19 protein-coding genes are annotated in these 25,617 nt (G+C 41.9%); 7 read left to right on the top strand and 12 right to left on the bottom strand.

Annotated features, from left to right (window positions below; all coding sequences use genetic code 11):
• Positions 1-15: 15 nt before the first annotated feature.
• The 5 genes from AAU57_RS14285 to AAU57_RS14265 all read right to left on the bottom strand — a co-directional run bounded on the left by AAU57_RS14285 (position 16) and on the right by AAU57_RS14265 (position 4,354).
• Positions 16-1,038 carry an AI-2E family transporter gene (locus AAU57_RS14285; RefSeq protein WP_055413563.1) on the bottom strand — a complete coding sequence of 341 codons (1,023 nt, stop codon included), beginning with the start codon at positions 1,036-1,038 and terminating at the stop codon, positions 16-18.
• A 1-nt stretch (position 1,039) separates the two neighbouring features.
• On the bottom strand, positions 1,040-1,279 hold the full coding sequence (locus AAU57_RS14280; protein ID WP_055413562.1) for a Rho termination factor N-terminal domain-containing protein: 240 nt from the start codon (positions 1,277-1,279) through the stop codon (positions 1,040-1,042).
• Between the two features lie 41 nt (positions 1,280-1,320).
• Entirely contained in the window at positions 1,321-2,157 is an 837-nt protein-coding gene (locus tag AAU57_RS14275; RefSeq protein ID WP_231717830.1) for an alpha/beta fold hydrolase, read from the bottom strand.
• A gap of 9 nt (positions 2,158-2,166) precedes the next feature.
• On the bottom strand, positions 2,167-2,712 hold the full coding sequence (locus AAU57_RS14270) for a hypothetical protein (protein ID WP_055413561.1): 546 nt from the start codon (positions 2,710-2,712) through the stop codon (positions 2,167-2,169).
• A gap of 121 nt (positions 2,713-2,833) precedes the next feature.
• Positions 2,834-4,354 (bottom strand): helicase HerA-like domain-containing protein, encoded by a 1,521-nt coding sequence (locus AAU57_RS14265; RefSeq protein WP_055413560.1) that lies wholly within the window; start codon positions 4,352-4,354, stop codon positions 2,834-2,836.
• A gap of 166 nt (positions 4,355-4,520) precedes the next feature.
• Here AAU57_RS14265 and AAU57_RS14260 point away from each other — a divergent pair, with 166 nt between their 5' ends.
• Complete coding sequence (locus AAU57_RS14260; RefSeq protein WP_055413559.1) at positions 4,521-5,150, top strand: 7-carboxy-7-deazaguanine synthase QueE; 630 nt, start codon at positions 4,521-4,523, stop codon at positions 5,148-5,150.
• On the opposite strand, the gene AAU57_RS14255 is transcribed toward AAU57_RS14260, so the two are convergent.
• Entirely contained in the window at positions 5,147-5,686 is a 540-nt protein-coding gene (locus AAU57_RS14255) for a DUF2911 domain-containing protein (protein ID WP_055413558.1), read from the bottom strand. The genes AAU57_RS14260 and AAU57_RS14255 overlap by 4 nt on opposite strands.
• Positions 5,687-5,850: 164 nt before the next feature.
• Here AAU57_RS14255 and gyrB point away from each other — a divergent pair, with 164 nt between their 5' ends.
• The 4 genes from gyrB (at position 5,851) to secDF (ending at position 13,352) form a co-directional block, all read left to right on the top strand.
• Positions 5,851-7,788: a DNA topoisomerase (ATP-hydrolyzing) subunit B gene (gene gyrB, locus AAU57_RS14250; protein WP_055413557.1), complete on the top strand. Its 1,938-nt coding sequence runs from the start codon at positions 5,851-5,853 to the stop codon at positions 7,786-7,788.
• Positions 7,789-7,875: 87 nt separating this feature from the next.
• On the top strand, positions 7,876-8,958 hold the full coding sequence (locus AAU57_RS14245; protein WP_055413556.1) for a DUF6588 family protein: 1,083 nt from the start codon (positions 7,876-7,878) through the stop codon (positions 8,956-8,958).
• 146 nt (positions 8,959-9,104) lie between these two features.
• Positions 9,105-10,025, top strand: a complete 921-nt coding sequence (gene mdh, locus AAU57_RS14240) for a malate dehydrogenase (RefSeq protein ID WP_055413555.1) — start codon at positions 9,105-9,107, stop codon at positions 10,023-10,025.
• A gap of 261 nt (positions 10,026-10,286) precedes the next feature.
• A complete protein-coding gene (gene secDF, locus AAU57_RS14235) occupies positions 10,287-13,352 on the top strand; it encodes a protein translocase subunit SecDF (protein WP_055413554.1) in 3,066 nt (1,021 codons plus the stop codon).
• 341 nt (positions 13,353-13,693) lie between these two features.
• Here secDF and lgt read toward each other — a convergent pair whose 3' ends face one another.
• The 4 genes from lgt to folE form a co-directional block, all read right to left on the bottom strand.
• On the bottom strand, positions 13,694-14,629 hold the full coding sequence (gene lgt / locus AAU57_RS14230; protein ID WP_055413553.1) for a prolipoprotein diacylglyceryl transferase: 936 nt from the start codon (positions 14,627-14,629) through the stop codon (positions 13,694-13,696).
• A gap of 69 nt (positions 14,630-14,698) precedes the next feature.
• A complete protein-coding gene (gene yidD / locus AAU57_RS14225; RefSeq protein ID WP_055413552.1) occupies positions 14,699-14,923 on the bottom strand; it encodes a membrane protein insertion efficiency factor YidD in 225 nt (74 codons plus the stop codon).
• The gene (gene cysS, locus AAU57_RS14220) at positions 14,924-16,411 is read right to left on the bottom strand and encodes a cysteine--tRNA ligase (RefSeq protein ID WP_055413551.1); all 1,488 of its coding nucleotides are present in this window, start codon (positions 16,409-16,411) and stop codon (positions 14,924-14,926) included.
• A 77-nt stretch (positions 16,412-16,488) separates the two neighbouring features.
• Positions 16,489-17,160, bottom strand: coding sequence for a GTP cyclohydrolase I FolE (gene folE, locus AAU57_RS14215; protein ID WP_055413550.1), 672 nt, complete (start codon positions 17,158-17,160; stop codon positions 16,489-16,491).
• 168 nt (positions 17,161-17,328) lie between these two features.
• Here folE and AAU57_RS14210 point away from each other — a divergent pair, with 168 nt between their 5' ends.
• Complete coding sequence (locus AAU57_RS14210; RefSeq protein WP_055413549.1) at positions 17,329-21,354, top strand: T9SS type B sorting domain-containing protein; 4,026 nt, start codon at positions 17,329-17,331, stop codon at positions 21,352-21,354.
• An 87-nt stretch (positions 21,355-21,441) separates the two neighbouring features.
• Here AAU57_RS14210 and AAU57_RS14205 read toward each other — a convergent pair whose 3' ends face one another.
• Together AAU57_RS14205 and AAU57_RS14200 are read right to left on the bottom strand one after the other, a co-directional pair.
• Positions 21,442-22,965, bottom strand: a complete 1,524-nt coding sequence (locus tag AAU57_RS14205) for an OmpP1/FadL family transporter (protein ID WP_055413548.1) — start codon at positions 22,963-22,965, stop codon at positions 21,442-21,444.
• Positions 22,966-22,978: 13 nt separating this feature from the next.
• Complete coding sequence (locus AAU57_RS14200; protein ID WP_156340230.1) at positions 22,979-24,025, bottom strand: hypothetical protein; 1,047 nt, start codon at positions 24,023-24,025, stop codon at positions 22,979-22,981.
• 107 nt (positions 24,026-24,132) lie between these two features.
• Between AAU57_RS14200 and proS the strand changes: the two genes are divergently transcribed.
• On the top strand, positions 24,133-25,611 hold the full coding sequence (gene proS / locus AAU57_RS14195) for a proline--tRNA ligase (RefSeq protein WP_055413546.1): 1,479 nt from the start codon (positions 24,133-24,135) through the stop codon (positions 25,609-25,611).
• The last annotated feature ends 6 nt before the right edge of the window (positions 25,612-25,617 follow it).

The following is a 25,617-nucleotide window of genomic DNA, read 5'->3' as shown; positions in this document are numbered from 1 at the left end:
GCTGTTGTAATGATCTTAAATGGTTTCATCCCGATCACCATATTCTTTCTTGTAGATTTTAATCAAAAGTAAAAACAAGCTGATCAATAAAGGACCAAAAATAAGTCCTATAAATCCAAATAATGGAACACCTATCACCACACCGATCAAGGTGATCAAAGGATGAATATCAGCTAGCTTTTTTTGAACGATCAGTCTAAATAGATTGTCTGTGGAGCCTACTACCACAGCGCCATAAATTAGAACACCTATCGCAGCTTCTGTATTTCCTTGAGCCAATAGCAATATGACTACTGGACCTATACCTAAGGCAGTCCCAACAAAAGGGATCATACTACCTATTACCGTCACCCCAAACCAGAAGAATGGATTCTCTACTCCAAATATATAATATCCAATCAAAGCTACAGCACCTTGCATAATAGCTACCAGTGGTATGGCAATAGCGTTGGATTTTACCAGATCAATACTTTCTTTGCCTATAGCTTCTATGTTTTTCTTCTTGAGTGGCAGGTATCTTAAGGTAGCGTTTTGCCAGGTTTTCCTTTCAACTAGCATATAGTATAAGATGAAGAACATAACACCTACCGCAATAAATATGGTCAAACTGGAGCTCGCAAAGTTGCTAAACACGTAAGAAAGCGTACTCTTTACCTGATCTCCCTCTATGGCTGGAATCACATCAAAACCAACATATTCTTCTATCTGTACGATTTGAGACTTGATTTGTTCTGTAATTTGATCACTGTTTGCGAGCGCATCTTTGATCTGCGAGGTAAACATCAGAGCCAATCCTGCAATAGGTAATAGGATGACTATAATACTCACTACGAGCAATAAGGTTGCTGCTATCCACGGTTTCCATCCTTTTTTTTCAAAGTATCGTTGCGCAGGAACGAGTAAGACATAAAGAGTTACAGCGGCAAGTACACCACCTAAATAAGGTAACATCTCATAGATGATTAACACTGCTGCCATTAGGAGTGCTAACACTACAAAAATCTGTCTTATGATGCTGGCTGGTATTTTTTTATTCATCCTAGTTGTTTCGTAGGGCTTCTATAAGTTCTTGCTTATTCATTTTGGAACGCCCATCGATACCTACTTTCTTGGCTTGTTGGTATAGATCTTCTTTGGTTCGATCCTCGTATTTCTTGGCTTCACCACCTTTTTCTCCGCTATCAGGTGTGTTGGCGATACGTGCCGCTTTTTCTTGAGAGTATCCTTTATCTCTTAAGGCTTCGTACTGGTCTTCGTTTTTGATGCTAGGTCTGCCCATCTTTTTATTTTAAAGATACTGTGAACCTTGAGCTATTTTTCCTATAAAAAGGCTAAGATTTGATCAACGACTTCTGGTGTATGAAGGCTATGGCCACCAGTTTTGGAAGTGTAAGTGGATGCATTTTTCAATCTAGAGGCAATAGATGGCATGCTTTCATAACCTACAATCGCGTCTTGCTTACTGTGAATAAGAAGCACTTGTGCATTAATATCTTGCACAAAATCTGCAGAATTAAACTCAGAAATATGGAAACCGTACGTTTTGAGCAATAAGTCATCAATGGCTTGGTAGACCTTGTCGTTGAACCCAGTCAATTTTTGATATCCATTCATGATCTTGTCAAAACGATCTGGACCACCCAACAAAACAATTTTTTCTATAAAATCATGAGGATGTTGAGACTCTTGATAAATTGTCGCCATGGCACCAACACTATGGGCGATGATGATCTCTGGCTGGTATAGCTCTATGACCTTTTTAATTTCTCTGGAATATTTCACAGCTGTAAAGTCTGTGCCACTGGACGCACCATGGGCCGGCGCATCTGTGGAAATGATATTATAATCCAGTTCACGCAATGGATCAATCAAGTACTTCCATCGCCAAGAGTTGGATTCCCATCCATGGATCAGTAAGATGGTTTTTCCTTGACCTTTCCAATGGTAAAGTTGTACAAAACCTTCTTCTGTAATCAGTTTTTGTTTTCTTGCCGTGTTTAAAAATTCGTTTTGGAACGGCTGTATTTTTCCTGCTCGTGGATGGCTAAATACGTGTAGCGCCTTTTGCCCAGCTTTCTCTTGAGAGAACACCGAGATAAGGTTAAAATAAAAGCCGTACAGTTTAGGTACGGCTTTGTTTAAAAAACTTTTAAGCATAATATGAGGTTACCAACTTATGAAAACGTACTCTGGTTTTGCAGTATCAGGAATCATCGTTTTCTCAATCGTTGCGCTTACGTCATAAGTAACTTCCGCAGGTAATTCTTCCTTGTCGATTGTGAAATAAAAATTTTGTTCGTCTACCCAGATCACGGCGCTGTTGATCATGTTGTCAATACTGCTCACTTTGTAGGTGTCGCTTATGGTTTTAAAATCGCTGTCGATGCTTATACCTTCTGCAGTGACATATCGATTGTCTCTTACTCTAATGTTTTCAATAGTAGAGGTACTGTCAGATTCATAAGGCGTTAATGATAACAAGTGCTTGCCACCTTTTTCATAGATCTCAATAACGTTGGGACCATTGGCATATTCATCGTCTTGAACGGGATTTACAATGCTGTCCATGGCAAAAAGGCTGTCGATTTGATACACCATGGCATCTTTGGTCAACATTCCTATGCGGTCCTTGTTCCATTCAAATGGATCTTGTTCTTCCGCACAACTGGCGAGAACGGTAATGGTAACTAGTATAAAAAGTAACTTTTTCATATAAAAATTTAAGGTTGTAAAATTACGTTGACTGTTGGGACTAGCCAATTATAAAATGGTTTGTTTAAGGCAAAAGATTTGGAGAGTTTCGCTTTCGCGAAAGCGGAATATTTTACCATCATTACTTCAACGCCTTACCTAGAATTCCCATCACGCCACGAATGAAGGTAGCGCTGGTGAGCACTTTGATAATGGGGTTTTGTCGAGTACTTCTTCTGCTGGAAGAGCTTGAACTGGAAGTTCTGGCACGTTCTTTTTGAGCCTTTTCCTTGATTTCATCTTCGTGGGCTTGATCCATTTTTTCCTGAAGCATTTCCTCGGCGCTCTCGCGGTTGATGGACTCATTGTATTTGTCCGTCAATTCAGAGTCTGCAATGAGATCGTCCAACTCACGATTTGTCAAAACGTCCATACGACTTTCTGGTGCACGTAGCAGTGTTGCCGCTAGCGGGCTAGGTCGACCTTTCTCATCCAGTGCAGATATCAATGCTTCACCTATTCCTAGAGAGGTCAACACTTCTGCAGTGTCATAATATTCTGTTATGGGGTAGTTTTGTGCCGTGAGTTTGATGGCTTTGCGATCTTTGGCCGTAAAGGCACGCAATGCATGCTGCACCTTGAGACCCAACTGGCTCAAGACACCTTCTGGTATATCGGTAGGGTTTTGAGTTACAAAATATAGACCGATACCTTTTGAGCGAATCAGTTTTACGATGCTTTCAATCTGATCCAGTAATGCCTTGCTGGCATTGTCAAAAATCAAGTGAGCTTCATCAATAAATAGCACCAATTCTGGACGGTCGCTGTCACCTTGCTCTGGGAACGTGCTGTAGATTTCGGCAAGTAGGCTCAACATAAACGTCGAGAATAATTTAGGTCGGTCCTGAATGTCTGTGAGACGTATGACGTTGACATAGCCGTCTCCATTTTTATCCTTGCGCACCAGATCTTTCACTTCAAAACTGCGCTCGCCAAAAAACAATTCGGCGCCCTGTTGTTCCAGTTCGACCAGTTTACGCATGATCGCGCCAGTAGATGAGGTTGATATGCGTCCATATTCTGCCTGGAATTCGTCTTTACCGGCACCCGTTGCAAATTGAAGCACCTTTTTTAGATCTCTAAGATCCAGTAATGGCAATTTGTTATCATCACAATATTTAAATACAACACTTATGATTCCGGCTTGTGTTTCTGTCACATCCAGAATTCTGGATAGCAATACCGGGCCGAACTCGCTTACCGTGGCTCTCATGCGCACACCATCCTGTTCAGAAATCGTCATGATTTCTGTTGGGCTGGCCCTCTTTTTAAAGTCCAATCCTATGGTCGCATGGCGTTCGTCAATCTTTGGGTGGCCATCGCTAGCCGCGGCAATACCAGAAAGGTCTCCTTTAATATCCATCAATAAAGATGGCACGCCTTGCTGCGATAATTGCTCTGCAATGATTTGTAAAGTCTTGGTTTTACCGGTTCCAGTTGCACCAGCGATCAAACCATGGCGGTTCATGGTTTTTAAAGGGATTTTTACATGTGCTCCTGTAATGGCATTTCCATCCAGCATCGCGGCTCCCATGATGATGCTATCACCTTTGGGACTATAACCTTCTTCAATGCTTTTTACAAAATCTTCTTTTCTGGACATAGGTAAAGCTTTAGAACAAAAGTAAAAGAAAAACAAGTGGTTGGAAAGACCAGTTTAAATGGCGTTTAAAAATCCAAACAGCTCATGGTTATTGAAGTTAAAATCAGCGTGTTTAAGGCGCTTAAACTTTTTCCAGTACATGATAATGAATTATTTTTGCAGCCGCATGAAAGACACGATTGAAAATAAGGTAGATGCTGGTGTAATGTTGCCACTTATGGAAGAATTCTACACCATTCAAGGTGAAGGATTCCATACAGGTACGGCAGCATATTTTATAAGAATAGGTGGCTGTGACGTTGGTTGCCACTGGTGCGATGTCAAGGAAAGCTGGAATGCCGAAACGCATCCACCTACAGCCATCGAGCACATTGTGGAAAATGCAGATAAATGGAGCAAGACCATCGTGATCACTGGCGGCGAGCCGCTCACGTGGAACATGCAACCGTTGACCACTGCGCTTAAGGATCGCGGCATGACCGTGCATATCGAGACCAGTGGTGCATATCCATTGACGGGAACCTGGGACTGGATTTGCCTATCTCCCAAAAAGGTGAAAATGCCCGTTCCAGAAATCTATAAAGAAGCAAACGAGCTTAAGGTAATTGTGTATAACAAGAATGATTTCGCTTTCGCAAAAGCGGAATCTGAAAAAGTATCTTCTTCCTGTCAATTATTCCTGCAGCCGGAATGGTCCGTGCGGGAAAAAATGATCCCGTTAATCACGGAATTTGTCATGGAAAACCCAGAATGGCGCGTGTCTCTACAAACGCACAAATATTTAAATATTCCCTAGTTAGCGGCCACGTCAAAGTGTAGACTGGCGATGCGATCGTCCCAACCCATAAAGATGGTGCCGCCGTCAATCTCATCAATAATCCTGATGGAGAAATTCTCAATGGTTTCTGGAGCTGGCGATACCTTCATGTCGGTCGTGAAAATATCATATTGATTGTCATATCTCGTTCCCCATTGGGTGGTCTGACTGTTCAAGATAAACTTCCAGTTCTCTTCTCCAGGAATTGTGAAAATACTGTAGGTGCCTGCCTCAACGAGTTTATCATTGATGGTCACGTCCTTGTAAAAAGTAATTTCAGTAGCTTCATTGGCTCCAGTTCTCCATACCTTACCGTAGGGAACCAATTCGCCAAAAACGACTCTATCGCGCTTTGCTGGCCTGCTGTAAATAATGCGGGCAATCGCTGCCTGATCATCACCTCGATACATCACTACATCCAGCGGACTTTTGTCCAAGCCGGAAAAGGCGAGGTCCTGAGCAGTTGATAATTGACTAAGAAACAATAGGCTGAAAAGCGGAATGAAATATTTCATAATGAGGTCGTTTTTATTACAACCAAAATTCATCAATAATATTGCCGTCCGTTATTAATAATTTGTTAATAACTTAACCGGTCCAATAGCGCCAAACAACCTATAAACACTAATGGTTCACTATATTTGTTTATTACGCATTATAGCAAAATTTACTAGGATTTATGAGCGAGGATAACAAGAAAAATTACGGTGCCGATCAGATTCAGGCGCTTGAAGGAATGGAGCACGTGCGCATGCGTCCATCCATGTATATAGGCGATGTGGGAACACGTGGTTTGCACCACTTGGTTTATGAAGTAGTCGATAACTCTATTGATGAGGCGCTAGCCGGTCACTGTGATAATATCGAGGTGATTATAAATGAGAATAACAGCATCACGGTGACTGATGATGGTCGTGGTATCCCAGTAGATATCCACAAGAAAGAAGGAGTGTCTGCACTACAAGTGGTAATGACTAAAATTGGTGCTGGTGGTAAGTTTGACAAAGACTCTTACAAAGTTTCTGGTGGGTTGCACGGTGTAGGTGTAAGTTGTGTGAACGCACTTTCTGATCACTTGAAAGCAACGGTTTATCGCGATGGAAAAATTTACGAACAGGAATATGAGCGCGGTAAGGCGATGTATCCTGTTAGAGAGGTAGGAACTACAGATAAAAGAGGTACGGTAATTACATTCTTGCCAGATCGCAGCATCTTCCAACAAACGACGGAGTATAACTACATCACTCTTGCAAACAGATTGCGTGAGCTATCCTTCTTAAATAAAGGAATTCGCATCGTTCTGATTGATAGAAGAGTTAAGGATGAGAATGGAAATATCATTGAAGAGGTGTTCCAGTCTGAAGAAGGATTGAAGGAATTTATCCGCTTCCTAGACGATACACGCCAGCCTATTATTGCAGACGTGATCTCTATGGAAGGTGAAAAGAATGACATTCCAGTTGAGGTAGCCATGATCTACAACGACAGTTATTCTGAAAACCTACATTCTTATGTAAACAACATTAATACCCATGAAGGTGGTACGCACCTAAGCGGTTTCCGTCGTGGATTGACAACAACGCTCAAGAAATATGCTGACGCCTCAGGTCTATTGGACAAGCTGAAGTTTGATATTTCGGGAGACGACTTTAGAGAAGGTTTGACGGCGATTATTTCTGTGAAGGTTCAAGAGCCTCAATTTGAAGGTCAGACCAAAACGAAATTGGGTAACCGTGAGGTAACTAGTGCGGTTTCTCAAGCGGTTTCCACTATGTTGGAAGACTATTTGGAAGAAAACCCAGCCGATGCCAAGACTATTGTCCAAAAGGTGATTCTTGCCGCAACCGCTAGACACGCAGCTCGCAAGGCACGTGAAATGGTACAGCGCAAGACGGTCATGAGCGGTGGTGGATTGCCAGGAAAGCTTTCTGACTGCTCAGAAACTGATCCAGAAATCTGTGAAGTATTCTTGGTTGAGGGTGACTCCGCAGGTGGAACGGCAAAAATGGGTCGCGACCGTAATTTCCAAGCGATCATGCCATTGCGTGGTAAGATCTTGAACGTGGAAAAAGCGATGCAACACAAGGTCTTTGAAAATGAAGAGATCCGTAATATTTATACAGCATTAGGTGTTACCATTGGAACTGAAGAAGATTCCAAAGCATTGAACCTGGACAAACTACGTTATCATAAGGTAGTCATCATGTGTGATGCAGATATTGATGGTTCGCACATTGCAACATTGATCTTGACCTTCTTCTTTAGATATATGAGAGAGTTGGTAGAGAAAGGATACGTCTATATCGCCACGCCTCCATTGTATCTTCTTAAAAAAGGAAACAAAAAACGATACGCATGGTCCAATAAGGAACGTGATGAAATCAATGAAGAATTTGGTGGATCTGCTGCCATACAGCGTTACAAAGGTCTAGGAGAAATGAATGCAGATCAATTATGGGATACGACCATGAATCCTGAATTCAGAACCCTTAGACAAATCACCATTGAAAACTTGCCAGAAGCAGATCGAGTTTTCTCCATGCTTATGGGTGATGAAGTGCCGCCACGACGTGAGTTTATTGAAAAGAACGCTATTTATGCCAACATCGACGCATAACATCCAGCTTATTTAAAAAGTAAAAATCCTGACTCTAAACTAGAGTTGGGATTTTTTCGTTTATGAGATAACCCTAAAACCACCACTATGAAAAAATATATTGTTGCCCTAACGATCTTGTTGACATCAACGTTTTCAACCGCACAGGATGGTCTTTCTGAAGTTCTTGCTGCTGGACTGGATGCAGCGACCTCATTTACCAACTCTTATGCAGAACCAGCTGCCAAAGCCTTTTCCTATAATCTATCTGCTGGATGGTATGATGACGCTCGAGCCTTGCCCAAGGGAAAATTCAATGTCACTTTAAGAGCGCAGGCTACTTTCTCTAGCGATGATGAAAAATCTTTCCTCTTAGATCCAGTTGTGTATGAAGGGCTCATTCAAAACTCGTACGACAATACTAACAGTCCACCTGCAAATATTCGTGTTACTTTTGGTGATGGCAGCAGTACGCCACGATTGATTGCTACTGCTTTAGGAGAGAATGATCCATCGCAGTCACTGGTCGTTATTTCTACAGATCGCACCACTGGCATTGAAACCAGCCGGTCGGTTATTGAATTACCGCAAGGACTAGGTAATGCTGGAGTGGACGTGGTACCATCGGCTTTTTTACAGGCTGGATATGGATTAGGCGCTGGACTGGAATTGAAGGCCAGATTTGTACCTAAAATACAGATTGACGAGGCAGAAATCGCTATTTATGGTGGTGCCCTACAGTGGCAGTTGACAGAAGTTTTGGACAAAAATGATGTGCTGCCGGTTGAGATTTCTGTTTTGGCAGGTTACAGCATCTTGGATGCGCTGTATGATTTTGAGGATGGTGCCGTGGTCGATGGCGTGGACCAGCGACTGGAAACAAAATCGGGTAGCTTTACATTATCATTAATTGCAGGAACAGATTTCAAAGTCCTTAATTTTTACGGTGGTCTCAATTACAACGCAGGCACCACACAGACTGATTTGCTGGGAACGTACACCGTTCGCAATTCAGGCAGTATTTTCCCGGTATCCCAAACTTTTGAAGATCCCATAACGGTAAAAACTGACGTGAGCTCCATGCTGGGCACGGTCGGGACTAAGCTTACACTGGGTTTTTTCCAGATCGATGCGAGCTACACACTGGGCGCGTTTGATACGGTCAACAGTGCTATTGCCTTTAAGTTTTAGCAGTTCCCTCAAAAATTTATGGGTAAGATCCCGGCAACCTTTGAGATAGATTTAATTATTAATAAATACGATTTCAATATCTTTAGGGCTTGAAAGAAATTCGCTTTCGCGAAAGCGAGATAATTAATCATCAATAAACACATTTTATGAAAGTTACCGTAGTAGGAGCAGGCGCAGTAGGCGCGAGTTGTGCAGAATATATCGCCATCAAGAATTTTGCTAGCGAAGTTGTTTTGCTGGATATCAAAGAAGGTTTTGCCGAAGGTAAAGCGATGGACCTGATGCAAACCGCATCACTTAATGGTTTTGACACTAAGATTACTGGTGTGACCAACGATTATTCCAAGACTGCAGGTAGCCATATTGCCGTCATCACTTCAGGAATACCGCGCAAGCCTGGTATGACCCGTGAAGAGTTGATAGGAATCAATGCTGGGATCGTAAAATCGGTTTCAGAGAGTATTGTAAAGGAATCACCAGACGTGATTTTGATAGTAGTTTCCAACCCGATGGATACCATGACTTATCTAGCACATCAATCTACGGGATTACCTAAAAACCGCATCATAGGAATGGGTGGTGCATTGGATAGCGCTCGTTTCAAATACAGACTAGCCGAGGCTCTTGAAGCTCCTATTTCTGACGTTGATGGAATGGTCATAGGTGGTCACAGTGATACTGGTATGGTGCCATTGACCAGACTTGCAACACGCAACAGTGTCCCGGCAAGTGAGTTCTTAAGTGAAGACCGCTTGAATCAAGTTATGGAAGACACCAAAGTAGGTGGAGCTACATTGACTAAATTATTGGGAACCAGCGCATGGTACGCACCAGGTGCGGCAGTTTCTGGACTGGTACAAGCTATTGCCTGTGACCAGAAGAAGATTTTCCCATGTAGTACGTTGCTAGATGGCGAGTACGGTTTGTCTGATCTTTGTATAGGTGTCCCAGTCGTATTGGGCGCTAATGGTATTGAGAAGATCGTGGAGATCGACCTATCAGACGAAGAAAAAGAACACCTGCACAAGAGTGCCGAAGGTGTGAAGGCTACCAACGCTTTGTTGTAAAAACCTTTCTTTAAATAACTGAAACCGCTCATTTTGGGCGGTTTTTTTATGCCCAGATTTGAGCGACGGTAATATGAAAGTTGTTACTAGCTGGGATTGTGGAATGTTCGCTTTCGCGAAAGCGATGACCACACAAGCCTACAAATAAATTTTAAAGCGTTGTTTTCCAGTGGGGTTGCGATTTAAATTTTAATTGCTAGAAGATGCTCGAAAGCCTATATTTGCTCGTTCAAATTTTAACAACAATTAAAGATTTAAAGAATGCAAAATAAAGGACTGATCAGATTCTTTGCGATCATTTTTGCAATTGTGAGTATCTATCAACTTACGTACACTTTTATTACCAACAAAGTTGAGAATGATGCAGAGGCTTATGCTGAGAGAATCGTGGATGCAGATGCGCCTAATTCTTCATCGCTTATCGAGGAAGCTAGAAAGAGATATCTAGATTCTGTAGCGAGTAAGGACGTTTGGGGTGGCTACACCACGTATGCAGGTGCAAAGGATAATGAGCTTAAAAAAGGTCTGGACCTTAAAGGTGGTATCAATGTGATCCTTCAAATCTCTGTTCGCGACCTATTAATAGGTATGGCAGATGGTTCTACTGATGGTGACTTCCGTACGGCACTGGATCGTGCAGATGAGCGCATCAAGGATGGACAGCAAAGCTATTATGACTACTTCATTGAAGAGTTCAACGCTATAGATGGCGCACAGCTAGCTTCTCCAGATATTTTTGCCAATCAGGAAATGGAAGGCCGTATTGACTTTGATATGTCAAATGGTGACGTTGAGCCTATCTTGAGAGAAGAGCTACAGTCATACATGGTGAGTGCTTTTGATGTATTGAGAAAGCGTATCGATAAATTTGGTACGACTCAGCCTAACATCCAGCAGCTAGGAAACACGGGACGTATCCTGATCGAGATGCCTGGTGAAAGAGACATCAAGCGTGTTGAGCAATTGTTAGTAGGTACCGCATTGTTGGAATTCTGGCATGTGTATAAAGCTGGAGACATTGCTCCTTATTTAGTAGCGGCAGACGCTTACTGGGCAGATAAGATTGCCAGTGAAAAAGGTAATGTTGTTGCAGACTCAACTGCTGTTGAGCAAGTAGCTGACACAGTTGCTGTACAAGAAGAACAAGACAATTCTCTAGAGTCTCTTTTGAATGATAATGAGATTGATAGCGAAGACCCTATCGATGAACTTGATGAGGCACAATATGATGCCAACCCAATCCTTTCCAGAGTACTTGCTCCAGGAAACACCGCTGGTCCTATTATCGCTACTTTTAGAGCTGCAGATCAAGAGTTGATCCAAGATTACCTTGATGATCAACAGGCAAGAGCAAAGTTAAATCCAGCACAACGCTATGTGAAATTTGCTTGGGGACGACCTGAGTTGAATGACGAGTTGGGTTATGAACTGATCGACCTTTATGCGATACGTTCCAATGCGCAAGGTGAGGCTCCACTTTCTGGTGGCGTTATTACCAATGCAAAGCAAGATTATGACATCAACGGTAAAGTAATCGTTAGTATGTCCATGAATAGTGAAGGTGCAAAAATATGGGAAGAAATGACCACTGAAGCCTTCCAAAACCAAACACAAGTTGCGGTTGTTCTTGACAACACAGTTTATAGTGCTCCGGGAATCAACGATGGTCCTATTGCTGGTGGTAACAGCCAGATATCTGGAGACTTTAGTGTTGCAGAGGCAGAAGATCTTGCTACCGTTCTTAAAGCTGGTAAACTTCCTGCAAGAGCCGAAATTATCCAGAAAGAAATCATAGGCCCATCATTAGGTCAAGAAGCGATCAATGCTGGTTTATGGTCATTTGCGATTGCCTTGTTGTTGGTATTGGTATGGATGTTCTTCTATTATGGTAGAGCTGGATTGTATGCAGATATCGCATTGTTGGTCAACATTCTTTTCATCTTTGGTGCATTGGCATCCTTTGGTGCGGTATTGACCTTGCCTGGTATTGCAGGTATCGTATTGACCATAGGTATATCGGTAGATGCTAACGTACTGATCTTTGAAAGAATACGAGAAGAGCTGGCAAAAGGGAAATCACAGGCAGACTCCATCAAAGATGGTTTCAATAATGCCTTGAGTTCTATTTTAGATGCCAACATCACGACCTTCTTGACGGCCGCGATTCTATACATCTTTGGTACTGGACCTATCCAAGGTTTTGCAACCACTTTGATGATAGGTATCCTTACATCATTGTTTACAGCGATCTTTATCACCAGATTATTTATTGACGGTTATGGTAAAAACGGTAAGTCACTAGCATTTACTACTAGCTTTACTAAAACTTGGTTTACCAATATCAATATCGACTTCCTCAAGAAAAGAAAAGCAGCTTATACGCTTTCTGGATTCTTGATCATCGCGAGTATCATTTCTCTTGCAACCTTGCAATTGAACTTTGGTATCGACTTTACAGGTGGTCGTAAGTACACCATACGTTTTGAGCAGGATATGAATGCGACTGAGGTCACCAGCATCTTGAGCAGCCCAGAAGTATTTGGAAGTGCTGAGGCTAAAACTTATGGAGCAGAGAATCAGCTAGCGATCAGTACCAAGTACAAAATCGATGGTGATGACAGTGAAGTAAGCGCAGAGATCGAGGAGAAGCTATTCAACTCCTTGAAGCAATTCTTCCCAGCAGACTTGACCCAAGAGGAATTTGCAGATGTAAGTGAAGTGGACAAGGATTATGGTATCATGTCTAACTTCCAAGTAGGACCTACCATTGCAGATGATATCTTGACAGGATCCCTTTATGCGATCTTTGGATCGTTAATCGTAGTGTTCCTTTACATCTTGATACGTTTCCGTAGATGGCAATTCTCATTAGGTGCGGTAGCGGCAGTATTCCATGATGTGATTATCGTACTGGGTGTATTCTCGGTGACTTATAAGATCATGCCATTTAACATGGAGATTGACCAGGCATTTATCGCTGCGATCCTGACGGTAATAGGTTACTCACTTAATGACACGGTGGTTGTGTTTGATAGAATTAGAGAGTTCATTGCAGAAAAGACCAATTGGGACTTCGGTCGTACCGTGAATGGTGCGATAAGCAGTACGATCTCTAGAACTTTGAATACTTCCTTGACCACGTTGATTGTATTATTAGCGATCTTCATCTTTGGTGGTGAATCTATTAGAGGCTTCATGTTTGCCTTGATAATTGGTGTGGTTGTAGGTACGTACTCATCGGTATTTATCGCGACTCCTATCATGTATGACTCATTGAGAAAGACTAAAGACAGACCTAGAAAAGCAATTCCAGAGAAGGAAGCTTAATAGTTAAGTTCAAATACACAAAGCCCGAACATCATGTTCGGGCTTTTTTTATGCATTGATCATAGGTTTTGATGGGTTTCGCTTTCGCGAAAGCGAACTCAATTGAGCCAGAGTAACAGTTGGTTTCTAGTTTATCTTAGTTAGAAGATATACCAAGGGCTTAAAGCTCCATTCATCCAAAGAACGAAGGATAAGGATCGGCAGCAAGCGATGGTTTAAATAGTTGTGTAGGAGTATTAGGATGATAGGCTAGAGCCATGATCAAACACAGAAGAATCCGGACGTAAAAAAGCCTCTAGCAATGTAGAGGCTTTTTTAAATAAAGTTATACTTGACGTATGTTAAACCTCACGCTTGATCCAGCTCTCAGGTCTAAACATGAGTAGTAAACCTAATAGAATAAATGGGATACTCAACATTTGTCCTGTATTTAAGCCAAAGATAAAGTTCTCGCCACCTTCTACCTGCTTGATCTTCACAAACTCAATAAAGAATCTCGCTACAAATAAGCCCACAAAAAACAATCCTAGCAAGTAGCCTACTTTCTGTTTTTTGTCCGTTTTCCAGTAGACAAAATAAAGTAAAACAAAAAGCGCTACATAGCACAACGCTTCATATATCTGCGATGGGTGACGCCATGGTATAGAATCTAGCAACGCAGAATATTGCGGATCGTTGACCACAGCCTCAATCGCCTTATCGGTATCCTTAATTCCTGTTGCATAGAGCGCATCGCGCACCGCAGGATCTGAAGTGTCTCTTACAAATTTAAATGCCCAATCCACATCAGTTACCTTACCTACAATCTCACTATTGAGCAAATTACCCATACGTACAAAGGCTCCACCTATGGCGGTAGGAATCACAATACGATCCAGGATCCAGAACATATGCTTCTTCAAATGCTTGCGACTGTAGAAATACATAGCAATCATAATACCTATTGCAGCACCATGACTGGCCATTCCGGCGAAACCGGTCCACTCAAATGGGCTCAGTTTGAAAGGGAGAAAGACGTGTAATGGGTCTGTGAACAGCACTTCTGTTTCATAGAATAAATAGTGACCTATACGTGCACCTGCAAGACAGCCTATGACCGTGTACATAAATAAAGGATCCAATTTATCATGGCTGATACCATCCTTTGTAAAAATGGGCTTGATGATGTACCATCCCAAAACAAAGGCAACCACATAAGAAAGGCTGTAAAAATGAATGGTAAAAAACCCTAGGTCTATACCTTCTAACGGATTCCAAATGACTTTAAGTGGTAACATGTATATGGTTTAAAAAAGGTCTAAAATACTATTATTAATTCGCTTACGCTATGGTCAAGAATGGAGTCGTTAAGGTACAGGATCATAACCTTTGCCGCCCCAAGGATGACAACTTGCAATCCTTTTGATTCCCAGCCAGGTGCCTTTAAAAAGGCCATATTTCTTCAGGGCTTCAACGGTATAATGGGAACAAGTAGGTTGATATCTGCAGGTAGCTGGCAAGAAAGGCGATATTCCAGTCTGGTAAAATTTGACTAACCAGATAAGGGGTTTTGCAGCGCCTTTTGCCTTCATTTATTTAGTGGTAAATGTGGTGCCTTCAGCGCCATCTTTTAATTGGATCCCAGCCGCGGCCAATTCATCTCTTATCTTGTCACTGGTTTCAAAATCTTTTCTTGCTCTAGCCGTGGCACGTAAATCAATGATAAGCTTCATGGCCGCATCCATATGTTTACCGCTGGTAACATCTTCATTTTCACTGGCCGACTTGACACCTAAGACATCATAGAGAAAGGCATGAATCGTCTCTTGGAAAAGTTCCAGATCTGACTGGGTGATGCTCTCATTACTTTCATTGATGGAATGAATCATTTTTGCACCTTCAAATAATTCTGCAATCAGAATAGGTGTATTGAAATCATCATTCATCGCATCATAGCATTTTTGAACCCATGCTGGGATGTCAATGCTGGAGGATGAAGATACTTTTAGGTGATCCAGTAAGCTTATCGCTTCCTGCAATCTGTGTAGACCTTTTTCTGCTGCAAGGATCGCATCGTTACTAAAGTCCAAAACAGATCTATAATGCGCCTGCATCATAAAGAAACGAACGACTGCTGGAGAGAAAGCCTTCTCCATAAAATTATTGTCTCCCGTAAAAAGCTCTTCTGGTAAAATGGAATTGCCTGTCGACTTGGACATCTTTTTACCTTCAAGGGTAAGCATATTGGCATGCATCCAGTAATTCACAGGACTATGTCCATGCGCTGCTTCACCTTGGGCAATTTCACATTCATGGTGTGGAAACTTTAAGTCCATACCACCACCATGCAGGTCAAAGGTCTCGCCTAAATATTTTGAACTCATCACCGTACATTCCAGGTGCCATCCAGGAAACCCATCGCCCCATGGACTGGGCCATCTCATGATATGTTGCGGCGAGGCTTTTTTCCACAATGCAAAATCCTGCGGATTCTCTTTCTCACTTTGAGCCGCCAGCTCACGGGTATTGGCAATCATGTCTTCCAGATTGCGACCGCTCAGTTTTCCATATTGATGATCTTCATTGAATTTAAGTACGTCAAAATAGATGGAGCCATTACGCTCATAAGCATAGCCCTTTTCAATGATCGTCTTAATGATTTCAATTTGCTCTACAATGTGCCCAGTAGCGGTAGGCTCAATGCTAGGCGGCAAACTGTTGAAACGCTTCATCACGTTATGAAAGTCTAGCGTGTATTGCTGTACGACTTCCATGGGTTCTAGTTTTTCAAGTCGCGCTTTTTTGGAAATTTTGTCCTCGCCTTGATCGGCATCATCTGTCAAGTGGCCGGCATCTGTAATGTTACGTACGTATCGCACCTTGTAGCCCAGATGGGATAGGTACCTGTAGATCATGTCAAAACTGATAAACGTACGACAGTTCCCTAAATGCACATTGCTGTAAACGGTAGGTCCACAAACGTACATTCCCACGCGGCCCTCGTGAATAGGTACAAACTCCTGTTTTTCACTGGCGATGGAGTTGTAAAGTCGCAGTTTTTGCTGGTTGTAAAGTGCCATGATCTTATGATGTGTGGATGATGTTGAAGTATATCGCTTTCGCGAAAGCGAACTTCTCAAAAATCCATGTGGTTTGTTTAAAATTTGGTTTCAAGTTTAATATAATCGAGAAACTCGCTTTTTACTTGTGGGTCCTTGAACTTACCGCCAAACTCGCCTGTCACCGTGCTGCTGTCGATATCGCGTATACCGCGACTGTTCACGCACAAATGCTTTGCATCGATCACGCAGGCTACATCTTCTGTATTCAACACCTGTTGCAACTCACGTACGATCTGGATGTTCAAACGTTCCTGTACTTGTGGGCGTTTTGCATAGTAATCTACAATGCGGTTCATTTTGGAAAGGCCCACGACATTACCGTTGGATATATAGGCAACATGGGCGCGGCCCACGATAGGCAATAGGTGGTGTTCACAGGTAGAGTAAAGGACGATGTTTTTTTCAACCAGCATCTCGTTGTACTTATACTTATTTTCAAAAGTAGAGGCGCTGGGTTTCATTTGAGGTCGTAACCCTCCAAATATCTCGTTGACAAACATTTTTGCCACGCGGTTGGGTGTGCCCTTGAGACTATCGTCTGTCATGTCCATTCCTAGCGTGACCAGGATCTCATGAACATTTTTCTTGATGGATTCTATCTTTTCTGCATCAGATAATTGGAAAGCGTCCTCTCTTAAAGGAGTTTGCTCGTTAGAGGATAAGTGATCCTGGTCTTCCATATTATCTAAAAAATCTTCTACTTTCATACAAATCTTGCAGTATTCCTGCGGTAAAAATTAGACTGCAAATTTACAAATTACAAAGAGAAGACCACTTGTAAATCTAAAGAGACTAAATCAACGATTCCAACGTTTTTTAAGGAGCATCTTATTGTCGATATTTACGCTAACGGTTTTCACTACGATAAAAACTCTATGAAGTCTTTTTTACTACTTTTTCTGCTTTTATTCACTGGTCTGGTTTCAGGTCAAGATATCATAGAGATGCCTGACGGTACTAGTGGTAACGTTAGATTTGTAGGTTGTGATCCAGATATATTTACAGATAGTGGTGGTATTTCCAATTCTTATAGTTCCAATGAAAGTGGTCAGATAACTTTTTGTCCAGTGATTCAAACAGATAGGATGACCTTTGATTTCAATTCATTGCAACTGGGTCCTAATGATTTATTAAGGGTTTATGATGGTGACTCTACCGCCGCCCCTTTGCTAACTACATTCTCTACCAGCTCTATTCCATCTGCGGTGGTAAGCGCAAGTCCAGGCAATCCTACGGGCTGTTTGACTTTTACTTTTGTGAGTAACGGTAGTGACAACCGAGCTGGCTGGGAAGCGACACGATCTTGTGTAGACCCATGTCAAACCATAACACCATCCATAACTACCACGCCGCCCAGAGATGCCGATGGAATATTGCGCATATGTCAGGGCGATACCGTTCAGTTCAATGGTCAGGCTACTTTTAGCAACGATGGCACTGGCGCTACTTATGAATGGGATTTTGATAATGGACGTGGTTTAAATCCAGGACAATCGCAATCTGAAACGTTTAATGAAGCAGGTTCCTATCAGGCTAGATTCATTGTCACTGATAATACCGGCTGTACCGATAGGGATTTGATTGACCTGGTCATACAGGTGTCGAATGATCCGGATTTTACAGGTACAACTACTCAGGATCAAGAAATATGCCTAGGTGAGACAACGACCTTGACTGGAATGGTAGAGACGGTAGAGTTTGTAGTCACGCCAGCGCCACCGGTTTCAGGTACAACTTTTTTGCCAGATGGTGATGGTGTTAGTTATGAGACCTGCATTGATGTACAAGGCTTTAGCCCAGGTGCTACTTTTACAGATGCATCAAATCTGGTTTCACTATTTATCGACTTGGAACATTCTTGGGCAAGTGACCTAGATATTATCATTACCGCTCCTAACGGTTCTTCGGTTGAAATATTGGGATCTGGACAATCAGGAAGTAATAAGAGATTTGGTAATCCCAACTTTACAGATTCTGGTGGCCAACCTAATAATCCAGCCGTTAATCCACCTGGGACTGGATTTGAATATGTCATTAGAGAAAGTGCACCGGCAACCAATACGTTTCAAAATGCTGTAGCTAATATTTCACCGGGAAGTTCCCTGCCAGCTGGAAGTTATTTACCTACAGATCCTTTTTCAAATTTCATAGGGAGTAATTTAAATGGTCAGTGGTGTTTGAGGGTTACCGATAATATAAGTTTGGATAACGGTTATATTTTTGAATGGGGTTTGAATTTTGACCCAACGCTATTACCAGCAAACCTTTCTTTTGAGCCTAATAAGGTGAGAGAAGAATGGCAGGCAGATCCTACCATCATCGCTACCAATGGTAACGAAATCACTGTGCAACCAGATGTATCTGGTACAAAATGCTATACGTATGAATTTGAAGATAGCTTCGGCTGCATTTATACCGAAGAAGTTTGTATTCAAGTAAATCCAACTCCAAACCCTAACGATCCCGAAGATTTAATGATTTGCGATACTGTCGGATCAGTAAATACAGTAGATCTTACCCAAAACACAGCCGTAATGCTCGCTGGTCAAAACAGCAACAATTTCCAAGTGGCCTACTACAGACAGTTAACTGATGCCGAAAACCTGACCAACCCTATTGCGAATCCTTCGCAGTTTGCCGCACAAAATACTGCAGAAACTATTTATACGTCCATCACTAATGGTTCTAATGGTTGTTCTGTAGTTCGTGACTTTCAGGTTTCTATCAATCAAGCGATTTATACGTTCCCTGGCAATCTTTCAGTTTGTGATGATGCGTCAAATGATGGCGTAGAAACTTTTGACCTTTCTGCACAAACGCCAACTATTCTTGGAACTCAATCTACTGCTGAGGTAACCGTCACTTATCACAGAACACAAGCTGATGCCCAAAGCGGAGCCAATCCTATTGTAAACACTGCTAACTATAGCAATGAAAACTCTCCAACGCAGATCGTTTATGTAAGAGTAGAAAATAACATTGATAATGGTTGTTTTGCTACAGGTGACTTTACCTTGACGGTTGGTGGTAATCCTGTTGCAAACCCGATAGCTACTTATAGGGTTTGCGATGATGCATCTAACGATGGTCGAGCGGTATTTCAATTGCAAACCAGAGATTCAGAAATTTTATTGGGTCAAAGCGCTGCAGACTATGAAGTGACTTACTATCTGTCTAGTAATGACGCTGCGTCGAGACAAAATCCTATTGACAAAACCAGTTTTCAAAACACCACAAACCCGCAAAATATTGTCGCTCGTATTGACAGTCGTTTCAATACTTCTTGTTTTGAAACCACAGACTTTGATCTAGTGGTAGATCCGTTGCCAGTATTGCAAAGGCCCAATCCATTAGTGAGCTGTGATGATCCTTCTGGCGATGGTAGTGAGGTTTTTGACTTAACTTCAAACAACACATCCATCCTAAATGGATTGAACAGCGCAGATTTTGATATTACATATTACTTATCACAAGCAGACGCAACCGCGGCAAACAATTCCATTGCTTCTTCATATACCAGTAATGTACCAACAGACATTGTTTATGTAAGGGTTGAAAACAATCTTACCGATTGTTTTTCCACAACAGATTTTGAGATCATCATCAATCCGGTTCCAGCTGTCGCTGCGGTACCCAATCTTGAAACTTGCGATACAGATAATGACGGGACAGCTATTTTTAGATTAAACGATCGCCTGGATCAAATACGTAACGGACAATCTGGTGTTGAGGTCACATTTTTTAATTCACAAGCAGATGCCTTATCAGACAGCAATTCTCTAGACGCAGAATCCTATTCCAGCAGTGGTTTGGAAACCATTTTTTATAGAACAGAATTTACGTCCACAGGTTGCTTTACTACTTCCAGTTTTGATATTGAAACGATAACGCCACCAGTAGCTGCCATGCCTGCGGCTGTTGAACTTTGCGATTCTGGTGACGGGACTGCTGTCTATAATCTGGCCAATAGCGATGCGCAAATTCAAAATGGTCAAACCAATACCACAGTCACTTATTATCAGACACAAGCAGATGCAGATGCAGATCGATCTGCGATTGATAAGAATTTCTCTTTTAGTGGCGATGTCACTTTGTTTGCTAGACTGGAAAACAGTAGTGGCTGTTACACGACGACGACTCTAGAATTGAGATTCGGTCAATTGCCCTTGCCACAGTTGGAAGATGAGGTCGTATTGTGTCGTGATCCTCAAGGGCAATTAGTGAATGGACCTGCCGTACTTGATACTGGATTAAGCGATGCAGATTTTGACTTTGAGTGGCGTTTTGATGGACAATTATTGCCTATGGAAACTAATTCTGTACTTATCACAGAGCAGCAAGGAACATATGAAGTTACGGCATTTAATGCGGTTACAGGATGTTCCACTATGGCTATGACCGTGGTGAGGCTAGCGGGCGCACCAGATACCTTTACGATTGACATTACCAGTGAGCCTTTTGAATTGAATCAACAAATCGTTATTGATGCTGTAGGACCTGACGATTACTGGTTCCAACTGGATGGTGGATTGTACAAGGACAGCAATATATTTGAGAATGTATCGCCAGGTGTTCATTTTGTAACCATTGCAGAGCGTAATGGCTGCGGTAGCGTGACAACACAAATATTTGTTTACGGCTATCCTAAATTTTTCACGCCTAATTTTGATGGTTTCAATGACACCTGGAACGTAGCCGCTGGCGATAGATTGCCGGTATTGAACATTTACATCTATGATAGGTATGGTAAATTTCTCAAGCAACTGGATCCTACTGGTGCCGGTTGGGATGGAACCTATCTAGGTGAGCTATTGCCCAGTTCTGACTATTGGTTCAAGTTGGAATATGAATATGAAGGCACTACAGGCGCTGCAAACGGGCACTTTTCTCTAAAAAGATAAAGGCATCTAATGGATAGATGCCTTCAGTTGTAATAAGTATGTTTTGGAGTTCGCTTTCGCGAAAGCGAAATCATCTCCAGCCTAGATCTAAAAATTAAAGCCTAAACTTACCATGACATTGCTGGTGTCGTTGTTGATGTCTCCTCTTGTCGTTAGGCCAGTATCAAACAATTGCTGGCTGTAGTTTCTTTCTGAATAATCGTAAGAAACATCAAGAGTAGTATTTCCCCAATTGTAACCCAATCCCAAACTGAAACCGTTGAGGTCATCCATGATGGATTTGTCTTCATAAGGTGATTCTACCGTGCGATAACCACCACGCAGCGTCAATCGCTCGATACGATATTCACCACCGATTCTAATGGTATTTGCACGCTGTAGATTCTCATTGATGAAAAGATTGTTGTTGGTAAAGTTGTCATCGATGCCAGTTTCAAATTGAAGGTGAGAATAATCTCTTGTGGAGTAGTCAAAGCTTATCAACCCAGAAGTACCGAATATGTAAGCAATACTTCCAGTCAAACTACCTGGCGTTCTCAACTCGTAAGATGGGTAGATGTTAATGACGTTGGGACGAACTATTGCGTCTACAAAACTTCCATTTTCGATTCTCGTTGTAGAGATATCTTGGGTCAAGGTTTCATCGATACTATACCATGTAGGAGATTCATAGGTGGCACCTATTCGTAAAGATTCCGTTAGGTTGCCTATAGCTCCCAATTGAAAAGAAAATCCTGCTCCTTCCACATCCAGTCGGTTGTCAAAACGAACATCGGTAGTGGTGGCATCAGTATTACTGTTTGCTTCTTGAAACGAGGTGAATCTTGCATAATCGATAAAATGACCATTAAGATTAAGTCCAAAACTCCATTTTTCAGCAAACTGTCCCGCGATATTCACCGATGTTTTCCATTGCGAGCCTGCAGTCTCTACTTGGTATGCCTGCGTGAATGCACCTGTGCCTGTATTCGATACATATTGGGTGTTATTAGGATTAGCATCATCAACGGCATCAATAACAAACGCTTCATAACCTAGGAATCCTTGTTGAGCATCAAATCCTACTTGTTCTCCTAAGAATTGGTACAAATCAGAAATCGTTTCGCCATTTCTAACTTGGAAATTATCTACGGTAAAACCGTTTGCATTATTTAAAAAATACTGAGAAATGGATGTGTTTCCAACGCCTCTCAAAAACGTGTAGTCATCATATTGTCTAGTGGTGTCGTGATTAAGGCCTATGGCAAATTTGTTCAACAGGTTATCCTGCACGCTATTAAAGACCAATACACCACCAAATTGATTGAAGTTGATATCGCTTTCACTTGAATTGGTATCATTCCCAAAATAGATTCCACTGTTGTTCTTTTTATTGTATCCCAAAGTAAAACTTGCATAATGATTAGCAAAAATAGCTGAACCTGCAGGGTTTTGTCCGACAGCAGTCAAGTCACCACCTAATGCGCCAAAGGCGCCACTCAAGGCGCGGTACCTCGCAGTTCCATAGAGGTTATCATTTTGGCCATAAATTAGACCATCGTTTACTGTTTGTGCTGCACAAAAAAGCGCACCTGCAAATAGCGCGCTTAATGTTAATATGTAATTTTTCATAGTTTTAATTAAATTATCCTCTTCCACCTGATGACCTGCTTCCTGAGGAGCGACTTCCAGATGATCTGCTGGAAGATCCTGTAGATCTTGAACTAGAAGAGCTAGGCCTAGGAGATGATGAACGTGTCGTCGTTGTTGGACGAGATGATCTCGTTGTACTACTACGAGTAGATGAAGTACTTCTAGTTGGCGAAGCAGATCTAGTAGGAAAACTTGATCTTGAAGTAGAAGTCGATCGTCTCGTGGTAGTAGGTATACTGCTACGAGTAGTGGTACTTCTTCTAGTGGTATTAGTAGGTACAGATGATCTGCGAGAAATAACTGATCTTGAATCACTTATTCTAGAGGCAGGTCTCGCTACGTTTCTACTATTACTACTGCGAAATCTATTGTTGTATGCATAATTATTTCGGTTTCCACGATAATAGTTATTTCCGTAAAATCCTCCGTAATAGGGATTAAATGCATAACCGCCGAAGAAAGGATCATAATAACCGAATGGCGGACCACCAATAGCATATCCAAAAGTGCTTACTCCGAAAGGCAATGCCCAGAAAGGAACATTAGCATATCCAAACTGATTAAATCTAAACCTATTGAATCCGTAATAGCCTCCGTAACCGAAATTATTGAATCCATATCCAAATCCGAATGGAGATCCAAAACCATAACCAAATCCAGGATTATTATAGAAATTTATAATTGTTTCAGATGGGTTTGTTCCCCATGCCGGTTGAGCTGCATAGTCTAGAACGTAATCGCCATTTTCTTGGTCATATCCATCGTCAGTGTAATTTTCTACGTCGGTGAATATTTCATCTTCTGATCCGCCAGAATATTGTGCCGCTTCTAATGCAAATAATTGTTGATAATAGTTAGAGGAGTTCTGTTCGTAAGTCTCGCTTAGAACTTCTTCCTCTTGATTAATGACTGTCCCACCATAAATACCATCATTATATGAAGAATCAGTGTAAGAGCCACACGAGGTCAAAAAAGCAATAACTAGACCCAAGCCGATGACTTTGGATGCGGCATTTTTGAAAGTAGTATTTGTTTTCATGGTGTGAATTTTTAAAAGCATTTAATAAAAATAAGTAGTTTTGCGAGCAGCTGAAAGCTTTTAACAGAACCCTAATTAAGGTACAAGTTTTGTGCCAAATCCCATATATGAGTAAAAACCTAACAAGTAGATCAGAAGACTATTCAAAGTGGTATAATGAACTGGTGGTCAAGGCCGACTTAGCCCAAAACAGCGCTGTTCGTGGTTGTATGGTGATTAAGCCTTATGGGTATGCTATCTGGGAAAAGATGCAAGCAGAACTGGATCGCATGTTTAAGGAAACGGGACATCAAAACGCTTACTTTCCACTTTTTGTACCAAAAAGCCTCTTTGAGGCGGAAGAGAAAAACGCAGAAGGTTTTGCTAAAGAGTGTGCTGTGGTGACTCATTATCGATTGCAAAATGACCCTGATAATCCAGGAAAGCTACGTGTGGATCCAGAAGCGAAACTGGAGGAAGAACTAGTGGTGAGGCCTACAAGTGAGGCGATCATCTGGAGTACTTATAAAGGATGGATACAGTCTTACAGGGATTTGCCTTTGTTGATCAATCAGTGGGCTAATGTGGTGCGATGGGAGATGAGAACGAGGTTGTTCCTTAGGACGGCAGAATTCCTTTGGCAAGAAGGGCATACCGCTCACGCTACCAAAAAGGAAGCACTAGCTGAAGCTGAATTGATGAACAATGTCTACGCAGAGTTTGCTGAGAACTTCATGGCCATACCTGTTATCAAAGGAACTAAAACAGAAAGCGAACGTTTTGCGGGAGCAGATGAAACTTATTGTATTGAAGCGCTGATGCAGGATGGTAAAGCCCTACAAGCTGGAACTAGTCATTTTCTAGGTCAAAATTTTGCCAAGGCTTTTGATGTGAAGTTTGCCAATAGTGAAGGTACACAAGAATATGTTTGGGCTACTTCATGGGGTGTTTCCACAAGATTAATGGGAGCGCTTATCATGACACATAGCGACGACCAAGGATTGGTCCTGCCTCCAAATCTAGCGCCCAATCAAGTAGTCATTGTTCCTATTTATAAAGGAGCAGAACAACTTGAAGAGCTTTCCAGTACAGTTCAAGATATTATGAAAGGTTTGCGAGCCTTAGGAGTAACGGTGAAATATGACGATAGAGATACCTTCCGACCTGGAGCTAAATTTGCCCAACATGAATTGCAAGGTGTGCCTTTGCGCATCGCAATAGGTGCAAGAGATTTAGCAAATGGAACCGTTGAACTCGCAAGAAGAGATACGTTGACAAAGGAATCTGTCGCGTTGGAAGGAATTGAGCAATACGTGAAGGATCTTCTCGACGAGATTCAAAACGCCTTATTTGAAAAAGCACTTTCTTATCGCGAAGAACACATCACCGAAGTGGATACCTTTCCAGAATTTAAGAAGGTGCTCAAGAATAAGGGCGGTTTTATATCGGCACATTGGGATGGAACCGCAGAAACCGAAGAAAGAATTAAGGAATATACCAAGGCCACTATACGTTGCATTCCCATCGAAGGAAGAAAAGATGCAGGTAAGTGTGTGTTGACAGGAAACCCTTCTGAACAAAGAGTTCTTTTTGCAAAAGCATATTAATTCAAG

It is taken from the genome of Nonlabens sp. YIK11 (assembly GCF_001413925.1).
Taxonomy (GTDB): Bacteria; Bacteroidota; Bacteroidia; order Flavobacteriales; family Flavobacteriaceae; genus Nonlabens.
This window is presented reverse-complemented; position numbering and strand designations above follow the sequence as displayed.